Here is a 22,061-nt window from a genome sequence, read left to right on the forward strand (position 1 = left end):
GTAAATCACTCATCGAAACCTCTCAACTCGTCACTTAAACCATTCAAAAACGCATCGCTTTGCGCCAGTAGTTCGTTTAAGCGTTCTTCATTGACGAGCCGTGCCATTTCATCAGCGCTAAAGGGCTGCTCTTGACTGTAGTAGCGTTGCTCCCTAGCGTCCTCGTTGCCTAATGTTTGTAAATATTCATCCACACTGTCTGCACTGGAATAAGCAGCACTAGAGTCTTTTTCAAATTGTTTATAGTCTTTCATTAAAACCACCTTATGCCGCTTGGCGTAATTAGGCCATCTAATGGCACATCCCACGGTTGGCGCTCTAATTGCTCAACCACTTGAAAGTCATAGCACCAGCCTATCTTTAACGGCCTTAAAGCCCCTGAACGATAGCTTTTGCCAAGCGTCGTATCATAAAAGCCGCCACCCATGCCCATACGATTACCATTTAGATCGACCGCCACTAATGGACAAATAATCACGTCTAGTTCTGCCGCCCATAATAGAGCGCGACTGTGGTTTTGTTTCATGCCGAGCTGATGAATGCGGGTAGGAATATTAAGCAGTTTTGAATGATAAATTGGTACAAAGCGCAATCGCTTATCGTCATTGCCATTACTAGTACGTCCAAGTGAACCGACAACTGGTAAATAAGGTAAATAGCCTAAGCGTTGACACCAATCCAATATTGGCTGAGTAGGTAGCTCACCAAAGCCATCATAGTACAGTCCAATACGCGCATGTGCTGGCAAGCGCTGCTGTAGCTTAGATAGATGCAAGCTTGCAGACTGAGCAAGTTGTCTACGCGCACCAGCGCTTAACTGGCGACGTTGGCGAGTAAAGTGTCGTCTAGGCGGGTTACTTAGTGTGGGCTCTTGTGAGTTAAAAGTTTTTGGCTCAGTGGGCATAATTTCAGAGTGCATAGGTATCTTATCCAATGAAGTATCAGATTGGGGATGATAGGCGTTTTTAGACATTCGTTTTTAGGCATCGCTCAAGGCTATTTGTGAATATTCAACACGCCTTAGTCATGCTATCATAACGCCACTTTACATCGTATTTCCGTTTATGTGCAGCAGCTGTTGCACTTTTTATCGTTCAGTTATTTAACAACAAACCAGTAAAGAGGGTAGTTATGTCGACACAGAATCAGGCAACTCGTACCGAAAAAGACACCATGGGCAACGTGGAAGTCCCAGCTGATGCTTATTGGGGTGCGCAAACTCAACGTAGCCGCGAAAACTTCAAAATCGGTGGCGAGACTTTGCCGCGTCCAATGATTGAAGCGATGGCACTGGTCAAAAAAGCCGCTGCGATTACCAATGCAAGCCTAGAGCGTATCGAAGGCGACAAGCGTGATCTCATCGTACAAGCCGCTGACGAAATCATCAATGGCGGTCTGGTCGATCAGTTCCCATTGGTCGTATGGCAGACAGGTTCTGGCACTCAGTCAAACATGAACATGAACGAAGTATTGGCCAACCGTGCCAACGAAATCGCTGGTTCTGAGCGTGGCAGCTATACGCCAATTCACCCAAATGACCATGTGAACCATGCACAGTCTACCAACGATAGCTTCCCAACGGCGATTCGTGTGGCTGCTGCTCGTCAAATCAACAGCTTACTGATTCCAGCGGTAAAAGCACTACGCGATACGCTAGCGGCAAAAGCCAAAGAATTCGATAGCATCGTAAAAATCGGTCGTACCCATTTACAAGACGCGACGCCTTTGACTTTAGGCCAAGAGTTCAGCGGCTATGTCAGCCAACTTGACCATTCATTGACTCGTATCGACAACGCGCTACAAGGCTTATATGAATTGCCACTAGGCGGTACTGCGGTTGGTACTGGTCTAAATGCCCATCCTGACTATGCAGTAAAATCAGCTGAGCAACTAGCGACTTTGACTGGCTTGCCATTTGTCACATCACCAAACAAATTTGAAGCACTAGCCGCTCGTGATGCAGAAGTATTCGCTTCAGGCGCACTAAAAACACTAGCAGGTAGCCTAAACAAAATCGCTAACGACGTACGTTGGTTGGCATCTGGCCCTCGTTGTGGTCTTGGCGAGTTGACGATTCCTGAAAATGAGCCAGGCTCTTCTATTATGCCAGGCAAAGTAAACCCAACTCAGTCAGAAGCAATGACTATGGTTGTCGCTCAGGTCATGGGTAACGACACAACCATCAGCATGGCTGGCGCATCAGGTAACTTTGAGCTAAACGTGTATAAACCAGTTATCGCGTTTAACTTGTTACAATCTATCAAGCTGCTTGGCGATGCTTGCAACAGCTTCAACGAAAACTGTGCAGTGGGTATCGAGCCAGTAAAAGACAAAATCGATGACTTCTTGCATAACTCATTGATGCTAGTGACTTCATTGAACCGTCATGTTGGTTATGAAAACGCTGCAAAAATCGCTAAGACAGCTTATAAAGAAAACAAAACGTTGAAGCAAGTGGCGGTTGAGCTAGAGCTATTAACTGAAGCGCAGTTTGATGAATGGGTTATTCCTGCTGATATGGTACATCCTAAGTAAGTAGTAGACCAAATAATGACCTGCTACGGCGTCAGACTTGCTTAATGTACGATAAGTACTATTTGCACTTGTCTTTCTGGTAGCAGTGTTATACTTGTTCCACTGAGAATTTAGAAATAAAAAGACCTTGTCGTGTGGCAAGGTCTTTTTATTTGTATTTATATAAAGTAAGATTTTTATTAACTAATATAGAAAAGAGCTAGTTATAATGAATTTTTTACCAGATATTTATACTGCGTTGTATTAGATAGTTTGTATATTCAAAGCAGTCTATAAATTGAATATTTTTTTCGCTCGGAGTAAAACTTCTTCAGCTTCTATTAATTTTAAATCAAAAACAAATAGCTCAAGATTGCTTACTGGAATAACGTGTTCTCGAGTTTGCGAAGTAATCTTAATCAACTGTTCTAGTTTTTTGCAAATTAAAAATGCTTCGTCCCGCATATTCTCATGTTTCCTTCGACCAATAAAGGTATAAATTAGAGAAGCATATATAGTAAGGATAATAGGAGCTCCATAGAATAAGTTTACATATTTTGTTGAACTTACCATCCCAGTCAAAACATAAAGATAGACAAATATAAGTAGAAAAAGGCTTGCTGATGCTAAGAGCGTGATTACTGTTTTTTTATAATTGAGATAATTTGCTACTAATTCCTCTAGACGAAGAGAGTAACTATCAAGTAATTCATTCAAAAGATCTAAGTCTTTTTTGCTGTCAATGTATATGTTATCCATCGATTAAGGCGCTTAGTAAATTTAAAAACTTACTGTAATTTTGTTGTTGTGTAGGAAGATCATAACCGCTAGTTGTATTAATTACTAAATCATTACCAATATTGAGATTACAAGGTGTTAAAGAGCAAGAAATAAGCTCATGAACCAAATCATTTTTCCCTTTAGCTTCAAAAGCTTTTTGAATGATTTTATTGTATTCTCCTTCTTGATAATATTTTCTCACTTCTTCCTTTTCATCCCACCATAAATCCTGTTTATTCACTAACGTAATTATCCAAAACTTATTTTCAGTATTTTTAACATGGTTAATAACATTTTCTAAGTAGCTGATTTCATTATTCCTTTGCAATTCAGTATATTTTTTTATAAAACTCTCTTCGCTTTCATTATTAAAATATTTCGTAGACTTGTATGAATTGGCTATTTCAATCGAATGGTATCCATAGCTAACTACATTAATGATACCAGCAATCTCACCTTTATTTATTTTTCTAAATAATTCAGGCCAATGCATTTCAACTCTAAGTTCTTGCCCAGGCGCAACTAAATAATCTCCGAATACATTTTGTGCGATTTTTATTTTTTCTATAGTTGCTGTTTCATTATATTTATGGTCAACAATATCCTGATGGGTTAAGATCTTTGATAATGTTGTTTTGCCTGTACCTCCTGCTCCAAAAATAATGATATTAGTTCTACCGGATTGTATGTATTTGCGTATTTTTATTAAAAACGAACTTATATGTTTTTTCTTATCTGCAATTGTTATTGCAGAGCTAATACCTCCAGCTACTGTATAAAAATCCATTTTCCGAACCCTGATAACATTTGTTTTTGGTTTGATGTTTGATGTTTGATGTATTTTTTAAGTTAATGCTTAAGCTAGATATAGCTAGCTTAAGCATTATTACATTGCTAATAAGTAGGAGTTTATGATTTACTTTACAGTGTATGCACTGATAAGAAAAGTCTAAGCGAAAACCTAACCTTAATTAAAACTTATAAAGCAAACCAAGCGTCGTCGCTGCTTCCGTACGTGAGTCGACCATTGGGCTATCGTATTGCTCATTTGGTACATAGCTCACGCTTTGATTGGCAAATCCTGCCCAGCGCTCATTAAAGTCATAGTTAGCACTGATATTAATATATGGGTTCAGGCTTGAGTTAGATTTATAAGCGTCAACGCCTGTCTCTGCTGACTCTTTTTCACTGACGCCATAGTAGTACTCGTTATAGTCAGCATCATGATATTCAAAGCCGATGCTTGGATAAACCGTTAGCTTGCCTTTAGTGATTCTAGAAAGGTAGGTCAAGCGAGCCGTGTTACCACCACTACGATCTAATACATCAGCACCTATCTGCGCGCGGATGCCGCCAATAGCCGTACGACGCTGATAGCTTAGACCTGCTTCTGCTGATGATTTACGCTCATCCAAACCTTGCAGTGCGCCATTAGCATCATCAGGCTCAAACTCAGAACCCGCAAGCTTGGCATAAGCAGATAACTGATTGACACCATCATTGATCAGATACGCACCAGCTTGCGCACCGCGTACATAGACTTTGTTGTTGTCATAAAATGCGCCTGGTAGCACGCGCACTTCAGTACTGTCTTCGAGATCATAGGCTGATTTAACCGCCATGACATTGACCCCAACGCTGAGCTCAGCATCTTTGTCAGTCGGCAAGTTGTCATTAAAAAGTGCGGCGTTAGACAGGCTAGCCACACTAAGTAGTGCAGTAGCTGTGAACGCGCTAAACATAGTACGTGTAGAGATATTAGGTAGCGCTGCAAGTTTTAACATAATTGGATCTCGTAAGTGAGTATAAATAACTGAGTGGTGCGATTAGACAAAACGTGTTCAAAAGGACAAACAATAAAACGAATCAGTAATATAGGTCAGTATGCTGTTTTTGGAGTCTATATAGCAATGATAGATAAGTATGAGCATTTACTCAATGGCTTTTAGTACTTGCAGTAATTGCTGATGAATATCTTGCCACCACCAGACAAAACCAATGCTGATCAATAACATCGCAAGCCATGGTAATAGTTGCCAGATAATGGAAGGTTTTTTAAGTGCTTTGGGATCAATACTATTATGAACAGCTTCATGACTTAACGGTGAATTGTTAGCAGTAATGCTTTCGGCACTATTGTTAGCATTTATATCAGACACATTCGTTATATTGTTAGCAAAAGCAGCATCTTGCTCGGTTGAATTGGCAGCAAAGTGAGGTGATTGATCGAGAGGAGTAGCATCATAACGGCTTTGGTTATCGTGTTGTTCACGATATTGACCGCTATACTGACTGTCATATGGTGGGTTGTCGTGAGCGCTGTATGAGTAGTTGGTTTGATAAGCGTTGAACGTGCGCTGCTGCTGAATCGCTGCGTTTTGTATAGCGACTGCCAGACGCTGACGGTAGCCAATCGCAAAAGCCACAGCAATTATTAGCCCCGTGATTGCGCCACCGATATGACCAGCATTATCAATACCCGGTACGGCAAACCCATAGACGAGGTTGATGCCCATAATAAATATCAGGCTTTTGAGGTTAAGCACCATGCCATTGACCGATATTTTAAACAGTGCAGCGATTAATAATGCCGCGCCAATACCCATAATACCGCCTGAGGCACCAGCTGATAGTCCAGGCTGTCCCGTGCCATCCAAAATACTTTGCCACGTGACATAGCTGTTGAGTAAGTTACCACCGATTGCCGCCAGCAAAAATAACGCTAAAAATTTGGCTGAGCCAAACATCGGCTCGGCAATCTGCCCAAAGAAATACATGGCAAACCCATTAAACAATAAATGCATCAGACCAATGTGCAAAAATGCACTACTGACCAGTCGCCAAGGATCATCACCCATGGTAAATGGCAATGCATTGGCACCCCATTTGAGCAGTGCCTCAGTAGAAGGGTTGTTGGCATCGACGCCCGTCAATATCTGCATAATAAATAGCCCGATAAAGCTGGCTAGTAGCAGGGTAGTGACGGGCGCTGTTTTTAATAGTTGTTGAATGGTCATAAAAGCGAGATATCATCAAAATGTTGTATATATAGTATAAAGGGTATGGTCAGATAATGTTATGTATCCGCAGGTCATCATGGTACAAGTTTTCATAATCTTGATGGCTGATAGCTTTTAAAACTAGCAAGCTCTTAGAAATCGAAAATTCTTAGAAATCGAAAATTCTTAAGAACGGATAGCTCTTAAAAATGAATAGCTCTAAAAGTGACCAACTTTAAGATTCTCATAAGTACCTTTTACCAAGATATCGTCCGTAACTTTATTGATATCGGTATGACCGCAGAATGCCATTGAGATATCACACTCTTTATAGATGATTTCAAGCGCGCGGCGTACGCCATCTTCACCATAAGCGCCCAATCCATAGAGAAAAGCGCGCCCAATCATCGTACCTTTCGCACCCAGTGATATCGCTTTTAGCACATCTTGACCAGAGCGAATGCCACTGTCTAACCATACCTCGATATCGCTATTCTCAGCATGGACGGCTTGTACGATGTCAGACAGCGCAGAAATAGAAGACAGCGCACCGTCTAATTGACGGCCTCCATGGTTGGAGACGACCAGTGCATCGGCACCGCTACGGGCAGCCATGATGGCATCTTCAGGCTCCATAATACCTTTGATGATGAGCTTGCCGCCCCACATATCTTTGATACGCGCCACATCATCCCAGCTCAAACGTGGATCGAACTGCTCTTCTGTCCATGAGCTCAATGATGACAAGTCTTCAACGCCTTTGGCATGACCGATTATATTGCCAAAGCTACGACGTTTGGTGCCTAGCATATTCATACACCACTGCGGCTTAGTCATTAGATTCATGATGTTGGTAAGGGTCGGTTTAGGCGGTGCAGACAAGCCGTTTTTGATATCTTTATGACGTTGACCCATGACCTGCAAGTCGGCAGTTAATATCAATGCTGAACAATTGGCATCTTTGGCTCGTTGAATCAGATTGGCCATATAGTCTTGATCGCGCATGACATATAACTGGAACCAAAACGGCTTGCTGGTATGAGTGGCGATGTCTTCGATAGAGCAGATGCTCATGGTCGAGAGCGAGAAAGGCACGCCAAATTTTTCGGTGGCACGCGCAGCATGAATTTCGCCATCTGCCCACATCATACCAGTGAACCCAGTCGGAGCGATGGCGACGGGCATATTGACGGACTCGCCAATCATTTGTGTCGCTAGACTGCGATTGTCCATATCGACCAATACTCGTTGGCGTAGCTTAATACGGTCAAAGTCAGTTTCATTACTACGATACGTGGTCTCAGTCCATGAGCCTGAATCGACATAGTCATAAAACATACGCGGTACTTTGCGCTCAGCGACACGGCGCAGGTCTTCAATCTCTGTTACTTTCTTTAAGACAGGTTTTAAATCTTTCATGATTTCTCACCACTTTATCATCGTAATAGGACGTCTTTGTTATAAGTATAATGCTATTAAGCGAGTAGCTGCTGCAAATCCATCACCGAAAACGGATAGTTTAATCGTTTGGATGGTGTCAAAATCACAGGAATAGCTGTGGCAAATTCCATCATAAGTGCCTCATCAAAGTCTGCAATATCGACATGTTGGTAACTAATCGGTTGTACCGCCTGAAATTGTGTGATTATTTGCTCAGCGATATCACATAAATGACAGCCCGAAGTGCCTAGTAGCCACCATTGATTGCTATTTTCATCAATGCCGAGGCTTGGGTTTGCTGCAATAACACGCGCTCGTAATACTTCTATATTATCATCGTACATGGGTAGTCTCTTATCTTCATACTGATTGCAAAGCGCTGATGCTCAGTACGCGCTTATCTAAAACATGAAATACTTTAACGGTCATTACATCATAAAGAAGTGGGGTAAATAATGACAGCGATTGTGAGATTAGGTAAGATGACCTGCTATTGATCGTTATTAATGACGAATGCTCAACAGTTAATGATTGGCTATAAATAGCACGTTTACAATCATTGATTCTTAGTTGATGTTTTATAGTCATTAATAGAGTATCAACCTTATCTTATTACTTTTTTAACCACTCGGATATCGCGCATGGCAAGTTTTGGCACATTTATCAAACGTCTGTTATTGGCAATTATGCTATTGGTTGTCGCATTCCATATATTGGTCGTTGGGCTACTATTAATTTGGAAAACGCAGCCAATTAACAACAGTATGTTTATGTTGACGCATCGCCTAACGGGCGGCACGGTCACTCAGACATGGGCTGAATATGATGCGATTGCCAAATCTGCCAAGCAAGCGGCGATTGTGAGTGAAGACTCGACGTTTAGTCAGCACAGTGGTTTTGATTTTAAAGGTATCAAAGCCGCACAAAAGAAAAATGAAGAAACAGGAAAAATGTCTGCTGGCGGCTCAACGATTACTCAGCAATTGGCAAAAAACTTGTTCCTCACCTCGCATCGCTCTTATGTGCGTAAAGCGGAAGAGGCTGTCATCACTGTGATGATTGAAACGCTATGGGATAAGCAGCGCATCATGACCGCTTACCTAAATGTGGCGGAGTTTGGTAATGGTATCTATGGTATAGACGCGGCAGCGCATCATTATTTCGATAAGTCTGCGGCCAATCTAAACCGAGATGAGTCAGCGCTTCTGATTGCGATGCTTACCAATCCAAAGTACTACGAGGACAATCAAGGCGATAAGCGTTTACGTAACAAGCAACGTATTATCAAAAAACGCATGAAAAATGCTGTATTACCGCAAGCAGCTTCGTAAATATAAAGCATTAGGGTTGAGTTAGATTATAGGATCGAATGTTGTAGGCTCGGCTATTTCGAATAAAACTAGGACAGACCCTAATAAAGACAGAACGATAAAAGATGATGGCGTATCGATAACGCAAAAGGAGTAGTGACGTGGTAGAGATGACTAGTAATCAGGGCAGTGGTGATGTTAACGATATGATTGACGTTAATAATGTTGAAGATGGCGCTAATGATAATATTAATAAAGACATCAATATAGATAATAGCCAGAACGACTTGGCCGAAATCGAATGGCAACGCTCAGCAGATGGCAGCTATTCACCTAGCAGTTATATCAATCGTGATTTGTCTTTACTACAGTTTCATCTGCGAGTATTAGCGCAGGCATCTAGTTCGCGTCATCCATTGCTTGAACGCTTATTTTTCTTGATTATTTTTTCATCCAATCTCGATGAGTTTTTTGAGATTCGTGTCGCTGGTATCATGCAAAAGCTCAACATCGGTGATGTATCGACCAGTGCTCATGGCATGCGTCCTAGCGAAGTGCTAAACGAGATATCTATTATCACTCATGCCGCAATCAGTGAGCAGTACCGTATTCTCAATGAGGATATCCTGCCAGCACTTGCGCTCGAAGATATTCGCTATCTCAAACGTGATGAACTAAACGCTGAGCAGTCTGCATGGATGAAGCGTTATTTTACGGAGCAAGTCGTACCCGTATTGACGCCGATTAGTATTGATCCGGCGCATCCATTCCCGCGTCTTGTAAATAAAAGCTTAAACTTTATCGCTACCTTGGAAGGCAAAGACGCTTTTGGACGTGATATCAACTTAGCGATTGTACCTGCGCCGCGCAGTCTACCGCGTGTGATTCGTCTGCCAGATGAGCTAACTGGTGGTAAAGAGCATCATGTAATGCTATCCGCTATCATTCATGAGCATATCGGTGAGCTATTCCCTGGCATGAGTGTGACAGGCTGTCACCAATTTAGGCTGACACGTAATGCTGATTTAGACTTGGCCGATGATGTCGAAGATATTGCCAAAGCACTAGAAGGCGAGCTTGAAAACCGCCGCTTCGGTGATAAGGTGCGCCTTGAGGTCACAACTGATTGCCCAACGCATATCAGTGAGTATCTGCTTAATGAGTTTGAGCTGCATGACAATCAGCTATACCGTGTCAATGGCCCAGTCAACTTAACGCGTTTGCTGTTTGACTTTAATATTCCTGCGCTACGCTACCAGCCATTTACTCATGTCGTGCCAAAGGCATTTCGCCGAGAAATGGATAAGTCCGATAAATCGACCAGTATGTTCGCTGCCATGCGTAAAAGTGATGTGTTGGTTCATCATCCTTTTCATGCGTTCTCACCGATTATCAATTTACTTTGGCAAGCAGCCAGCGATCCCAAAGTATTGGCAATTAAACAAACGCTATATCGTTCAGGCACCAATTCAGAAATTGTCAAAGCACTTGCTGCCGCTGCTCGTAATGGCAAAGAAGTCACGGCCGTCATTGAGCTGCGTGCGCGTTTTGATGAAGCGTCTAATATCGCAGTTGCCAACTATCTACAAGAAGCAGGCGCGGTCGTGGTCTACGGTATCGTCGGTTACAAGACCCATGCCAAGCTTATGTTAATCGTACGCCGCGAGGAAGACCGAATCCGTCGTTATGTTCATCTAGGCACTGGTAACTACCATGCGGCAAATGCTAAGGTTTATACAGATTATGGTCTGTTTAGCGCTGATCCTGATATCTCAGAAGATGTTCACAAAATATTCCAAGAGCTAACCGGCATGGGCAAACCTGCCAACCTTAAAAAACTGCTACATGCACCGTTTACTTTGCATGAAAAATTGATGAGCTTTATCGATGATGAAATCGCTCATGCCAAAGCGGGCAAACGTTCTCATATTATCATCAAAGCCAATGCGTTAACTGAGCGACGCCTCATTGATAAGTTATACGATGCCTCGCAGGCAGGTGTTAAAATTGAGCTGATTTTGCGGTCTATGTGTTGTCTACGTCCACAAGTAAAAGGCCTCTCTGAAAACATCACTGTGCGCTCTGTTATCGGTCGGTTTTTAGAGCATACGCGCGTTTATTATTTCTATAACAATGGTGATGAGCGTCTATACTGCGGTAGTGCAGACTGGATGGATCGTAACCTGTTCCATCGCGTAGAAGTAGCATTCCCGATTGAGAACAAGAAACTGTTTAAGCAGATTTATCAAGATGGCTTGATTAACTACTTACAGGATAATATGCAAGCGTGGACACTTGATGGCACTGGCGTTTGGCAGCAGTTACAGCCAGCAGCAGGTGAGGAGCCACACGTCGCACAAGAGCATTTATTAAAAACGATTAATCGTGTCGAAGAGTCTAGCTAATTCGTAAAAGTATTTTCAGCTGATATTCAACTATTCAATTATCTATCTGACTAAGCACTGGTAAATACTGGTGCTTGGTTTTTTGTGCTTACCAATTGCAAAAGTTACAAACTGACTTGCAACCTCACAATTATTCACATATTGATACGGCAGTACACTGGTGCATTACCCAAGGTCATACCTATAATTAATATCGATTCTGACGCTACTTGATAAGTATTGGTTACTCATTTGGGCGTAGGTGCAAGTTCAAAACAATTTAATAAAATCATAAAAATAGGAAATAAACCATGAGTACTACTAATGATGACAATTCAGATATCAAGCAAGCTGCAGAACAGGTAAATGGTCAGGAAGTTGAGAAGAACTTAGCAGAGAATAAAAAATTCGACGCTCCTGAATCATTGAGCGAAGAAGAGCAAACGCCTTTTATCGATGATGATTTACGTACTGATAAGTAATATACGACATCAAACATCGACCTAATATACGATAACAACAAATAATAAAGCGAGGGATATGCCATGACTATGCAAGAACCATTAGCAACAGATCCAGAAGAAAAAGTAATCGTGGATGACCCTGCTGCTAATCAATTAGAAAACCCTAAAAATAGCTATGCAGGGCGCAAGCACAAGCCTGAAATTGATGGCCCTGAGCAAGACTCACAAGAGACTGACGAAGTTTATGCTGATCCACGTAAAGAAGAGAATCTTCCAGCTGGTGGCAAGAATGCAGCAGAACTAAGTGCCTACGACTTAAGCCAAAAAGGTAATGAGTAAAGGACTATAGATAACAGCGGGCTAACTAAATCTACAAAATTATAAATATAAAAAAGAGGATATGATAATGCAAGCCAAAGACTCAGCAATAGACAAGAAAGAAGTACTAGAATCTGATGATCATAGTGCAATTGAAAGAAATACTACTGAGAACAAAGGGACTGATACTTTTGATGAATCTGTGGTCGACTCAGAACACGTAAATGATAATGACAACCCAGCACGCCAACCAGATCGCCGTGACCAAGAGGGCAGTACCGCATTTGACGATAATATTAATGAAGATACTGTCGGTAGTGCAGCACCAAAGAGTGAGGGTATTAATGATTTAAATCGTTATGCCAACATTGATAACGCACAAACCCGTATTTTAAATCCTGATGAAAAAGATTAGATAGGTTTAAATTTCGACAGATCTATAGTGTTTCTTGGGTTAGACGAGTAATTATCATAGTAGGGAGTATTAATGAATAACTCACATAACGAAAGCGTCAATAACGATCATAGCTTAAAAGATGCAGATGACAATAATGGTATTGTCCCTGATGATGCATTACAAAAAGCAAATCCAGCCGCAGCAGAAAAGGCTACGGAAGATCATGATCCGCATAATGTCGCCAAGAACAACAAACAGTATGACAGTCCATTGATGGAAGATGACAAGTAAGAATTCACTATATCAATAGCTATTAGTATTTGTACATAAATAGGCATTTGTACATAGATAAAAAGGCACTATGTTTGGTAAGAGTATATAACTCGTATCAAACACGGTGCCTTTTTTGCTTCCTGCATTTTTACTTTCTACATTATATAGGTAATAGGTTTAAGTAAGGCGTGGACTTTAAGCAGGTGTACCACTATGAAAGCGTAGCTCAGCATCTGGGCTATTTATTAATTCAGCCTCTACTTCCTTAAAGAAATCAACTCGCTCATCGATATTTTCGTCCGATAATGTTTGAGCAAGCGCAAGATAATCTTCGAAATGACGACTCTCTGACTTGAGTAGATAACGATAATACTTCGCTAAGCGTTCATCATCGATGACCTCGGCCAACGCTGCAAAACGCTCACAAGAGCGCGCCTCAATAAATGCCCCAATTATCAATACATCGACCATCGCTGCTGGCTCGTAAGTGCGTTTGTGCTTCAACATACCTTTGGCGTAGCGTCCAGCACTTAGATATTTCCACTCTTGGCCGCGCTCATTCATGATACCCAGTACTTGCTCGTAGTGCAGCATCTCTTCTCGTATCAGCTGTGCGAGTTTACGCTGCAAGTCATACGAGAACTCATAACGAAATATCAAATTCATCGCAGTACCAGCGGCCTTTTTTTCGCAGTTAGCATGGTCTTGAATAATCATAGGTAGGTTTTCAATCGCGGCATCTACCCAAGATTGCGTGGTTCGAGCCCCTAAAAAGTTATAAACAGGAGATAGGTCTACCTTTATAGGAGTGCGCAGATGCGTAATATCGATGCTATCTTCTTCAGGCAGCTCTTTTTCGATTAGATCTTTTTCTGCACTATTATTCACAGTTTGAGAGATGCTTTCTTCGACAGATTTTTTCTCGATATTATCGTTATCTATAGTATTTGCTGTTGATTGTAATGTTGCGAGGTCTTGTTGATTGATAGTCATAGTCTAAGGAAGCTTTATTTATGAATGATGATACGAGTAATTATATCGTTAGTCTGTCCTAGATACGATGCTAAATAACTGACATTCATCAATAGCTGTTTATTAATAGATAACGGTTAAGCATAATTAAAGATATCAATGATTACTTACTGTTTATATTAATTTTGCTGCATCTAACTCCTAGATGATGATTATAGCTCCTAGAGTAGGCCACTTATACATTATCATTATTAAACAGCCTAAGTATTTACTTAGTAAATGGTGTTTCCTTGTTAATTTTATTATTTGATAGTAGGATGAGATTTTGCTCTTTAAGCATTTCGTTTTACTTTTATGATTCACTATTAGTAAAGAGTAAGTCTAATATTAATAGGTCACCTTTTATTAGAACGTAAAACTTGTAGATATATCTCCTCAGAAAAATTAGAGAATCAAAGATTCCACAACGAATGAAATATGAACGTTTAAACCTCACAAGATTAAAAACTCTTAAACAGTTACTGTCACAACTCAGTATTAGTACCCCTCACGAACAGATAAGGATAACAATATGAGCCAGTCTTCTAACACCAATCGTATTCAAAAAGGCAGTCTTGCCATCGATCAGCAGTTATATGACTTTATTGAAAACGAAGTGCTACCGAAAGTCGGTGTGGATTCAGACGATTATTGGTCAGGTTTCGAAAAGATTATTAAAGAGTTTACCCCGCGCAATAAAGCGTTGCTTGCGACTCGTGACAAGATTCAAGCGCAAATTGACCAATGGCACTTAGATAATCCTGCAAAAGATGGCGAAATCGACTATCCAGCTTATAAGACATTTCTACAAGAAATTGGTTATTTGCTACCTGAAGGCGAAGCATTTACGGTTGATACCAAAAACGTCGATGATGAAATTGCGCACATCGCAGGGCCGCAGCTAGTCGTACCAGTTCGTAACGCTCGTTATGCGCTTAACGCGACCAATGCGCGTTGGGGTAGCTTATACGATGCTTTGTACGGCACCGATGTTATCAGTAGCGAAAATGGTCAAGAAGCGGGTGGTAGCTATAATCCTACTCGCGGTGCTGCTGTTGTGGCTTACGCCAAAGCGTTCTTAGATGAGCATTTCACACTAGCATCCGGCTCTTACAATGATGTGACTGGTTTTAAAGTAGTCGATGGCAAGCTAGAAGTTGTACAAGGTAATAGCAGTACTGATCTAAAAGATACGGCTAAGTTTGTCGGCTTTGTCGGTGAGGCTGAAGCTCCTACAGGAGTACTATTAAAGAACAACGGCTTGCATGCTGAGATTCAAATCGATAGCAACCATCCAGTGGGTAAAGATGATCCAGCAAACATCAAGGACGTACTACTTGAGTCGGCTATGACAGCCATTCAGGATTGTGAAGACTCAGTCGCTGCGGTAGATGCAGAAGAAAAAGTCGAAGTCTATCGTAACTGGCTTGGCTTGATGAATAGCGACCTACAAGAAACCTTTGAAAAAGGTGGCAAGACGCGTACCCGTAAGCAAAACCCAGATCGTGAATATAACACGCCAGATGGTGGCAAGCTGATCTTACCAGGTCGTTCGTTATTATTAATTCGTAACGTCGGTCACTTAATGCAGAATCCTGCAATCTTAGTCGATTTGGGCGAGGGCCAAGAGCAGATATTTGAAGGCTTAATGGATGGTTTAATCACGCCACTATTATCACTTAATGATATCAAAGGCAAAAACGAGCTATCAAACTCGCGTCAAGGCTCAATGTATATTGTTAAGCCAAAAATGCATGGCCCTGAAGAAGTTAAAATGGCCAATGACTTATTTAATGCGTCAGAAGATTTATTAGGTTTAGAACGCAATACGCTCAAAATCGGCATCATGGACGAAGAGCGCCGTATGACGGTTAACTTAAAAGAAGCAATCCGCCAAGCCAAAGAGCGCGTTATCTTTATTAACACAGGTTTCTTAGACCGTACTGGTGATGAGATGCATACCAGCATGAATGCAGGTCCATTTGTACCAAAAGGTGAAATGAAGTCGCAAGCATGGCAGCCTGCTTACGAGCAGTGGAACGTCGATATCGGTCTAGAGACAGGCCTACAAGGTCATGCGCAAATAGGTAAGGGTATGTGGGCTAAGCCTGATGAAATGAAAGAGATGATGGATACTAAGGCTGCTCATCCTAAATCTGGCGCTAGCACTGCATGGGTACCATCACCAACGGGCGCTACCTTGCATAGCATACACTATCATCAAGTGAGCGTAGCTGATGTACAAGATACGCTAAAATCACGCGAGCGTGCTAGCTTGGATGACATCTTGACCGTTCCATTAGCAAAAAATACCGACTGGACTGCTGAAGAGAAGCAGCAAGAGCTTGAAAATAATGCTCAAGGTATCTTGGGTTATGTCGTACGCTGGGTAAATCAAGGCGTTGGTTGCTCCAAGGTGCCTGATATCAATGATGTCGGCCTCATGGAAGATCGTGCTACTTTGCGTATCTCAAGCCAACATATTGCTAACTGGTTGCATCATGGCGTGGTTAGTGAGCAGCAAGTGATGGATACGATGAAACGCATGGCCAAGGTCGTTGATGAGCAGAATGCAGGCGATGATGACTATCAATCAATGGCAGATAACTTTGATAGCTCTTACGCGTTCAAAGCAGCCTGTGATTTAGTCTTCAAAGGACGTGAGCAGCCTAGTGGTTATACTGAGCCATTGTTGCATCAAGCACGTTTGGATCTTAAAGCAAACGCTTAGAACAATAGACTAAATATGACAGGTATTTGAGCATATTTGGTGAGCAAGTATGCCAGTCAGTCTTGCTCGTTTGTAACTGATAAATTTGCTCAAATAGATTATTAACTTCTTAATTAGCGCTATTTATTTTTTAGTAAATAGCGCTTTATTTTGGACTATTACTAGATGTTAATTATAAAAATTTAATAATATTAGTAATCACATTAACCAATATTATTTGTATCTAGTTGAGTAAGTAGAAGTTTTTTCACAATCGTTCAAATAAAATGAATTGTCTGTTATTTGATAATAGATGTATCGAAAAGACAAAAAAATATGTTGCAAATTATGTCAAAGTTGTTATGCTTGTACTCGAAGTATGAGTTTGGTAACGGATGTTACGCAATGGAAGGATGAAAACTAAAGATTACATGGCAGTTACTTTTTTAATCCCAGTTATGTAAATCATGGTTTTTTTCATCTTACTGTAATAGAACTTCGCCACACTTGTTTCTGACTAATCTCGGTAGCCAGTTACACATTATATCTTTGAGGATTTGTGACGATACCATTATGGGCGCCAGCTAATAATAGCTTGCTCATTACTACAATTGTAAAGTGGAGATACCCCATGAAAAAACTACTTTTAGCTACAGCAATCGCAGCCCTATCTGTATCTGCAGCCAATGCAGCACCAACTCTATACGGTAAAGCTTTCTTAGCAGCTGACTATGAAAATGCTGATTTTGATGCTGCTGGTAATAATATGTATGACGAAGATACAGTACAGATTAACTCTCATGCTTCACGTATCGGCCTTAAAGGTTCTGAAGCCATGACTGCTAATACTGATGTTATCTATCGTTTAGAGTATGGCACAAGCATCGATGGTGATAACGCTACTTTCACTAACCGTGATACGTATCTTGGTGTTGTAAACAAGCAGTTCGGTGAGTTCCGTGTTGGTAAAAACCAATCAAGCCTAGCTCGTATTGACAACGTTGTTGTTAACCAAGGTTACTGGGATAACCTAGGCCAAACTGAAAACGAAAGCGAAGTTGTTAACGCTCTAAACATGGCGGATAGTGCCCGTATCAACAGTTCAGTTATTTGGACTGCACCAAAATATGACGGCCTACCATTACAATTGTCTGCAATGTATAGCTCTGACGATGCAAATGGTAATGACAACGCAGGCTTTGGTGTAGCAATGTTGTTTGACCAAGGTGCTGGCTATACTGCTGGTATTGCGTACGATAAAGACCAAAACATCAATGGTGAAATCATCCGTGGTACAGCGACTGTTGATCTAGGTAAGTATATGGCAGCTCCTGTTACTCTAGGCGCGCTATACCAAGTAGGCGACTACGACGGTCAAGATGAAGATGAGAAAGGTCTAGTTGTTAGTGCTCAGATGGGTCTAAATAACTTTGCTCGTCCAGCAGCTGTATATGCACAGTACAACAAAACTGACAATTTAAACGGTTTTAACAACGTTGATTCAGACCAAATCGTTGTTGGTGGTAAATACTTCTTCAAAGACAATATCATTGCTCATGCCTATGCTGGCGTAAACAATGCTGATAATGTTGGATATACATATAATACTGGTAATCAAGATCCTATTACTAACGAAGATATATTCGCAACGTCAAACGGTGATGCGCAAGTAGTCGTAGTTGGTACTGGTCTAGAATACTTATTCTAGTAACAACTAGAATCTGATTTCATAAAAACTCATCCTTCGGGGTGAGTTTTTTGTTGCGTAGCGTTTTAATAATAGAAAAATGTTTGCTACTAGCACGAAAACATAAGAGTTTCAGACAGTTTGCATTTTTGCCCTATATTTTATGGCGTATTTTTAGTAAAATCCTTCTTTACCAATTACCGACAGAGTACTATGACCAAGTTTATATTCGTGACCGGTGGGGTAGTGTCCTCACTAGGAAAAGGTATCACCGCAGCTTCTCTTGCAGCGGTCTTAGAAGCACGTGGCGTGACTGTCACGATGACCAAAATGGATCCGTATATTAACGTTGATCCAGGTACGATGAGCCCGTTTCAGCATGGTGAAGTATTCGTCACTGAAGACGGCGCAGAGACCGATCTAGATTTGGGTTATTACGAGCGCTTCTTGCGTCACTCAAAAATGAGTAAAAGTAATAACTTCACCAGTGGCCGTATTTATCAGAATGTGTTGAATAAAGAACGCCGTGGTGAGTATCTAGGCGGTACTGTACAGGTTATTCCGCATATTACTGATGAAATTAAAAACAAAATCCTTGCCAGTGGCGAAGGGTATGATATCGCTATTATCGAAATTGGCGGTACTGTTGGTGATATCGAATCGCTTCCGTTTATGGAAGCCGTACGTCAGATGCAAGTGGAGCTTGGCCGTAATAGAGCCATGCTAATGCATCTTACTTTGGTACCTTATATTGCTAGCGCGGGTGAGACCAAAACTAAGCCAACGCAGCATTCAGTAAAAGAGCTACGCTCTATTGGCCTACAGCCTGATATCCTAATCTGCCGCTCTGACCATCATATCTCGCAAGACAACCGTCGCAAGATTGCGCTATTTACCAACGTTGAAGAGCGTGCAGTCATTATGTGTGAAGATGCACAGAGTATCTATCAGATACCGCGTACATTGCACGAGCAGGATCTTGATGATCTAATCTGTGAGCGTTTCGGTCTTGATGTGCCTGAAGCTGATTTGAGCGATTGGGATAAAGTGGTTGAAGCACAGTTGAATCCAGAAGGGACAGTGACAGTTGCGATGGTTGGCAAATATGTTGAGCTTCCAGATGCTTATAAGTCTATCAACGAAGCATTGCTACATGCTGGTATCACGCATAAAGTAGACGTGAAGATTGACTACATTGATGCTGAACGTTTAGAAGATGATGATACTTTGCTTGCTCAGCTAAACGATGCTGATGCTATCTTAGTACCAGGCGGTTTCGGTGAGCGCGGTACGATGGGCAAGATAAAAGCCATCACTTATGCTCGTGAAAACAACGTTCCGTATTTAGGCATTTGTCTTGGTATGCAGTTGGCTGTGATTGAGTATGCACGTAACGTACTTAATATTAACGCCAACTCTTCTGAGTTTGATCGTAAGACAGCTGAGCCTATCATTGGTCTGATCACTGAATGGTTAGATGAGCGCGGCGAGCTACAGATTCGTAGTGATGATTCAGACCTTGGTGGCACGATGCGTCTAGGCGCACAGCAAGCAGAGCTAGTTTCTGGTAGTAAGCTAAGCCAAATTTACGGTGCGAGCAATATCACTGAGCGTCATCGCCATCGCTATGAGATGAATAACCGTTATATCGAGCCGTTAGAGCAAGCAGGTATGACCATTTCTGGTTATTCTGCCAAGCAGCATTTGGTAGAGTCGGTTGAGATTTCTGAGCATCCATGGTTTGTCGCTGTGCAGTTCCATCCTGAGTTCACTAGCTCACCACGTGGTGGTCATCCACTGTTTAATAGCTTTGTAAAAGCCGCTAAGAACCATAGCGAAAAAAAGTAGTTCTTACAACATAGTGCAAAGTGAAAGCGTTTACTATAAAAAAGACTGATCTCCGGATTGGTCTTTTTTTTGCTTAATTCAAACTGCTGGACATTATTAAAGAGTCAACATCCTCATTAATAGGGTCTAATTACGCTTGCATACTTTTTTTAATCAGCCTATCGGTTACAATATGTGATAGACATATTAATAACAAAATAAGAGGTAATGGCTTCATGGAAAACTTATTGACCGCACAATCACATATCACGCTTAACACTCCTAACAACGATACGATTAAAATTGGTAACGACCAGCCTTTTGTACTGTTCGGTGGTATGAATGTTTTAGAGTCTAAAGAATTGGCATTTGAGATTGCTGAGCAGTATGTTGATATTTGCCAGCGCTTGGGTATCGGCTATGTTTTTAAAGCGAGCTTTGATAAAGCCAATCGCTCAAGTCTGCATTCGTATCGTGGGCCTGGTTTAGAGCAGGGTATCGATTGGCTAGGTCAGATCAAAGAAAAATTCCAAGTACCGATTATCACTGATGTGCATGAGCCACATCAAGCAGCACCAGTCGCTGAAGTGGCCGATATTATTCAGCTACCTGCATTTTTGTCGCGTCAGACAGATCTAGTACATGCGATGGCAAAAACAGATGCCATTATCAATATCAAAAAGGCGCAGTTTTTGGCTCCTCACGAGATGCGTCATATCGTTAATAAGTGCCTAGAAGGTGGTAATGATAAATTGATACTTTGTGAGCGTGGTAGTGCCTTTGGCTATAATAATCTGGTCGTGGATATGCTTGGTTTTGATACCATGAAGCAGATGGATATCCCTGTATTCTTTGACGTGACGCATAGCTTACAACAGCCAGGTGCACGTAGTGATAGTGCTGGTGGACGTCGTGAGCAGATTACAACGCTTGCCCGTGCAGGTATGGCTACAGGGTTGGCAGGGTTATTTTTAGAAGCGCATCCAAACCCAGAAACTGCAAAATGTGATGGTCCATGTGCGCTGCGTATGAGCCAACTAGAGCCGTTCTTACGTCAGCTTAAGCAAATTGATGATTTGGTCAAAGGTTTTGAAGTATTGGATACTCATTAATACGGTACGCGATAAGAGGGCTATACAATGGCAATTCAGATGGCGCAAGTAAGCATCGAAAATATCGATGATGCAGAGGGCTTAGATAGTGTGATGACCGCTCTCAAAAACATCTCAGGCGTGACGGCTATTAATTTGGATCCTAAGCACAATGTCGCAACGGTGAGCTATGATGATACAGATACTAGTATCCATGCCTTAACAGCAGCGATTAGTATGGTGGACTATGTGACTCAGCCATTTCCGATTGATTCACCGCAGAACCCGCAACATGACGACTAGACGATACAAATAGCTATTGTTATAAACTTGTCGATGAGCTCTTTTACGTGTTTATTAATAAGTTCCTGTTTCGTTAATAGCATCTCGTTAATAAAGCAACAACCAAACGGTCTTGTTGTCGAGGATAATAGGGCTTATGCTTATTTAATGTAGCTTTGATAGTTGCTCTTACTTTGATAACTTAAAAAATATCAAAGTAAGCATTAACAGAATCACTATTAGAGTTGCTCATTACTAATAAAAATAAGGAGCCCAATATGGCAGATCAAACACGTATTATTAAAATTGACGGTATGACTTGTGGCGGATGCGTAGCAAGCGTACATACAGCAACAGCTGATATTGATGGATTAGAAACTATTACCGTTGACCTAGCTGATAACCTAGCGACGATAACCTTTGATGATAGCAAAACCAGTGCAGAGGCTATTGCTTCAGTTATTGACGATGCTGGATTTGAGGCGACAGTTGCTAACTCATAAATCTCATCTTCTATGTAAAAAACCAGCTAACATGTTATTACAAGCATGATAGCTGGTTTTTTAATGATTAA

The 22,061-nt window shown here is 41.4% G+C and carries 22 protein-coding genes; 13 read left to right on the forward strand and 9 right to left on the reverse strand.

Features of this window, described 5'->3' with window-relative positions; genetic code table 11:
- Positions 1–5: 5 nt before the first annotated feature.
- Entirely contained in the window at positions 6–254 is a 249-nt protein-coding gene (locus ACTXGF_RS16885; RefSeq protein WP_443534415.1) for a hypothetical protein, read from the reverse strand.
- Positions 254–919: a 5-formyltetrahydrofolate cyclo-ligase gene (locus ACTXGF_RS16890; protein WP_443534413.1), complete on the reverse strand. Its 666-nt coding sequence runs from the start codon at positions 917–919 to the stop codon at positions 254–256. Before ACTXGF_RS16890 ends, ACTXGF_RS16885 begins: the two co-directional genes overlap by 1 nt.
- A gap of 212 nt (positions 920–1,131) precedes the next feature.
- On the opposite strand from ACTXGF_RS16890, the gene fumC reads away from it, so the two are divergent.
- Positions 1,132–2,535, forward strand: coding sequence for a class II fumarate hydratase (fumC, locus tag ACTXGF_RS16895; protein WP_102092240.1), 1,404 nt, complete (start codon positions 1,132–1,134; stop codon positions 2,533–2,535).
- Positions 2,536–2,805: 270 nt separating this feature from the next.
- Here fumC and ACTXGF_RS16900 read toward each other — a convergent pair whose 3' ends face one another.
- The 6 genes from ACTXGF_RS16900 to ACTXGF_RS16925 all read right to left on the reverse strand — a co-directional run bounded on the left by ACTXGF_RS16900 (position 2,806) and on the right by ACTXGF_RS16925 (position 8,077).
- A complete protein-coding gene (locus ACTXGF_RS16900) occupies positions 2,806–3,273 on the reverse strand; it encodes a hypothetical protein (RefSeq protein ID WP_443534412.1) in 468 nt (155 codons plus the stop codon).
- Positions 3,266–4,081 carry a DEAD/DEAH box helicase family protein gene (locus ACTXGF_RS16905; RefSeq protein ID WP_443534410.1) on the reverse strand — a complete coding sequence of 272 codons (816 nt, stop codon included), beginning with the start codon at positions 4,079–4,081 and terminating at the stop codon, positions 3,266–3,268. Before ACTXGF_RS16905 ends, ACTXGF_RS16900 begins: the two co-directional genes overlap by 8 nt.
- 184 nt (positions 4,082–4,265) lie before the next feature.
- A complete protein-coding gene (locus tag ACTXGF_RS16910; RefSeq protein ID WP_439265107.1) occupies positions 4,266–5,078 on the reverse strand; it encodes a MipA/OmpV family protein in 813 nt (270 codons plus the stop codon).
- Positions 5,079–5,225: 147 nt separating this feature from the next.
- On the reverse strand, positions 5,226–6,311 hold the full coding sequence (locus tag ACTXGF_RS16915) for a rhomboid family intramembrane serine protease (RefSeq protein WP_443534408.1): 1,086 nt from the start codon (positions 6,309–6,311) through the stop codon (positions 5,226–5,228).
- Positions 6,312–6,512: 201 nt separating this feature from the next.
- A complete protein-coding gene (locus ACTXGF_RS16920) occupies positions 6,513–7,712 on the reverse strand; it encodes an alpha-hydroxy acid oxidase (protein ID WP_443534406.1) in 1,200 nt (399 codons plus the stop codon).
- A gap of 56 nt (positions 7,713–7,768) precedes the next feature.
- Positions 7,769–8,077, reverse strand: a complete 309-nt coding sequence (locus ACTXGF_RS16925; protein ID WP_443534404.1) for a glutaredoxin family protein — start codon at positions 8,075–8,077, stop codon at positions 7,769–7,771.
- A gap of 297 nt (positions 8,078–8,374) precedes the next feature.
- On the opposite strand from ACTXGF_RS16925, the gene mtgA reads away from it, so the two are divergent.
- The 6 genes from mtgA to ACTXGF_RS16955 all read left to right on the forward strand — a co-directional run bounded on the left by mtgA (position 8,375) and on the right by ACTXGF_RS16955 (position 12,897).
- A complete protein-coding gene (mtgA, locus tag ACTXGF_RS16930) occupies positions 8,375–9,064 on the forward strand; it encodes a monofunctional biosynthetic peptidoglycan transglycosylase (RefSeq protein WP_102093061.1) in 690 nt (229 codons plus the stop codon).
- A gap of 185 nt (positions 9,065–9,249) precedes the next feature.
- Complete coding sequence (gene ppk1 / locus ACTXGF_RS16935; RefSeq protein WP_443534655.1) at positions 9,250–11,448, forward strand: polyphosphate kinase 1; 2,199 nt, start codon at positions 9,250–9,252, stop codon at positions 11,446–11,448.
- A 290-nt stretch (positions 11,449–11,738) separates the two neighbouring features.
- Complete coding sequence (locus ACTXGF_RS16940; RefSeq protein WP_443534402.1) at positions 11,739–11,909, forward strand: hypothetical protein; 171 nt, start codon at positions 11,739–11,741, stop codon at positions 11,907–11,909.
- Between the two features lie 63 nt (positions 11,910–11,972).
- Positions 11,973–12,230, forward strand: a complete 258-nt coding sequence (locus ACTXGF_RS16945; RefSeq protein WP_341610144.1) for a hypothetical protein — start codon at positions 11,973–11,975, stop codon at positions 12,228–12,230.
- A gap of 67 nt (positions 12,231–12,297) precedes the next feature.
- A complete protein-coding gene (locus tag ACTXGF_RS16950) occupies positions 12,298–12,624 on the forward strand; it encodes a hypothetical protein (protein ID WP_443534400.1) in 327 nt (108 codons plus the stop codon).
- A 72-nt stretch (positions 12,625–12,696) separates the two neighbouring features.
- Complete coding sequence (locus ACTXGF_RS16955) at positions 12,697–12,897, forward strand: hypothetical protein (protein WP_443534399.1); 201 nt, start codon at positions 12,697–12,699, stop codon at positions 12,895–12,897.
- 177 nt (positions 12,898–13,074) lie between these two features.
- Here ACTXGF_RS16955 and ACTXGF_RS16960 read toward each other — a convergent pair whose 3' ends face one another.
- The gene (locus tag ACTXGF_RS16960) at positions 13,075–13,872 is read right to left on the reverse strand and encodes a MiaE family protein (protein WP_443534398.1); all 798 of its coding nucleotides are present in this window, start codon (positions 13,870–13,872) and stop codon (positions 13,075–13,077) included.
- 550 nt (positions 13,873–14,422) lie between these two features.
- Here ACTXGF_RS16960 and ACTXGF_RS16965 point away from each other — a divergent pair.
- From ACTXGF_RS16965 to ACTXGF_RS16990, 6 genes are all read left to right on the forward strand, one after another.
- The gene (locus ACTXGF_RS16965) at positions 14,423–16,621 is read left to right on the forward strand and encodes a malate synthase G (RefSeq protein WP_443534396.1); all 2,199 of its coding nucleotides are present in this window, start codon (positions 14,423–14,425) and stop codon (positions 16,619–16,621) included.
- Between the two features lie 610 nt (positions 16,622–17,231).
- Entirely contained in the window at positions 17,232–18,308 is a 1,077-nt protein-coding gene (locus ACTXGF_RS16970) for a porin (protein WP_443534394.1), read from the forward strand.
- A gap of 192 nt (positions 18,309–18,500) precedes the next feature.
- Complete coding sequence (gene pyrG / locus ACTXGF_RS16975; RefSeq protein ID WP_191114059.1) at positions 18,501–20,135, forward strand: CTP synthase; 1,635 nt, start codon at positions 18,501–18,503, stop codon at positions 20,133–20,135.
- Positions 20,136–20,350: 215 nt separating this feature from the next.
- Positions 20,351–21,226, forward strand: coding sequence for a 3-deoxy-8-phosphooctulonate synthase (gene kdsA, locus ACTXGF_RS16980; protein WP_201571001.1), 876 nt, complete (start codon positions 20,351–20,353; stop codon positions 21,224–21,226).
- Between the two features lie 27 nt (positions 21,227–21,253).
- The gene (locus tag ACTXGF_RS16985; protein ID WP_443534391.1) at positions 21,254–21,508 is read left to right on the forward strand and encodes a heavy-metal-associated domain-containing protein; all 255 of its coding nucleotides are present in this window, start codon (positions 21,254–21,256) and stop codon (positions 21,506–21,508) included.
- Between the two features lie 257 nt (positions 21,509–21,765).
- Positions 21,766–21,990, forward strand: a complete 225-nt coding sequence (locus ACTXGF_RS16990; protein WP_201578727.1) for a heavy-metal-associated domain-containing protein — start codon at positions 21,766–21,768, stop codon at positions 21,988–21,990.
- Positions 21,991–22,061: the final 71 nt, after the last annotated feature.

Origin of the sequence: Psychrobacter sp. 1Y6, from assembly GCF_052258385.2 — a bacterium.
Lineage (GTDB): Bacteria > Pseudomonadota > Gammaproteobacteria > Pseudomonadales > Moraxellaceae > Psychrobacter.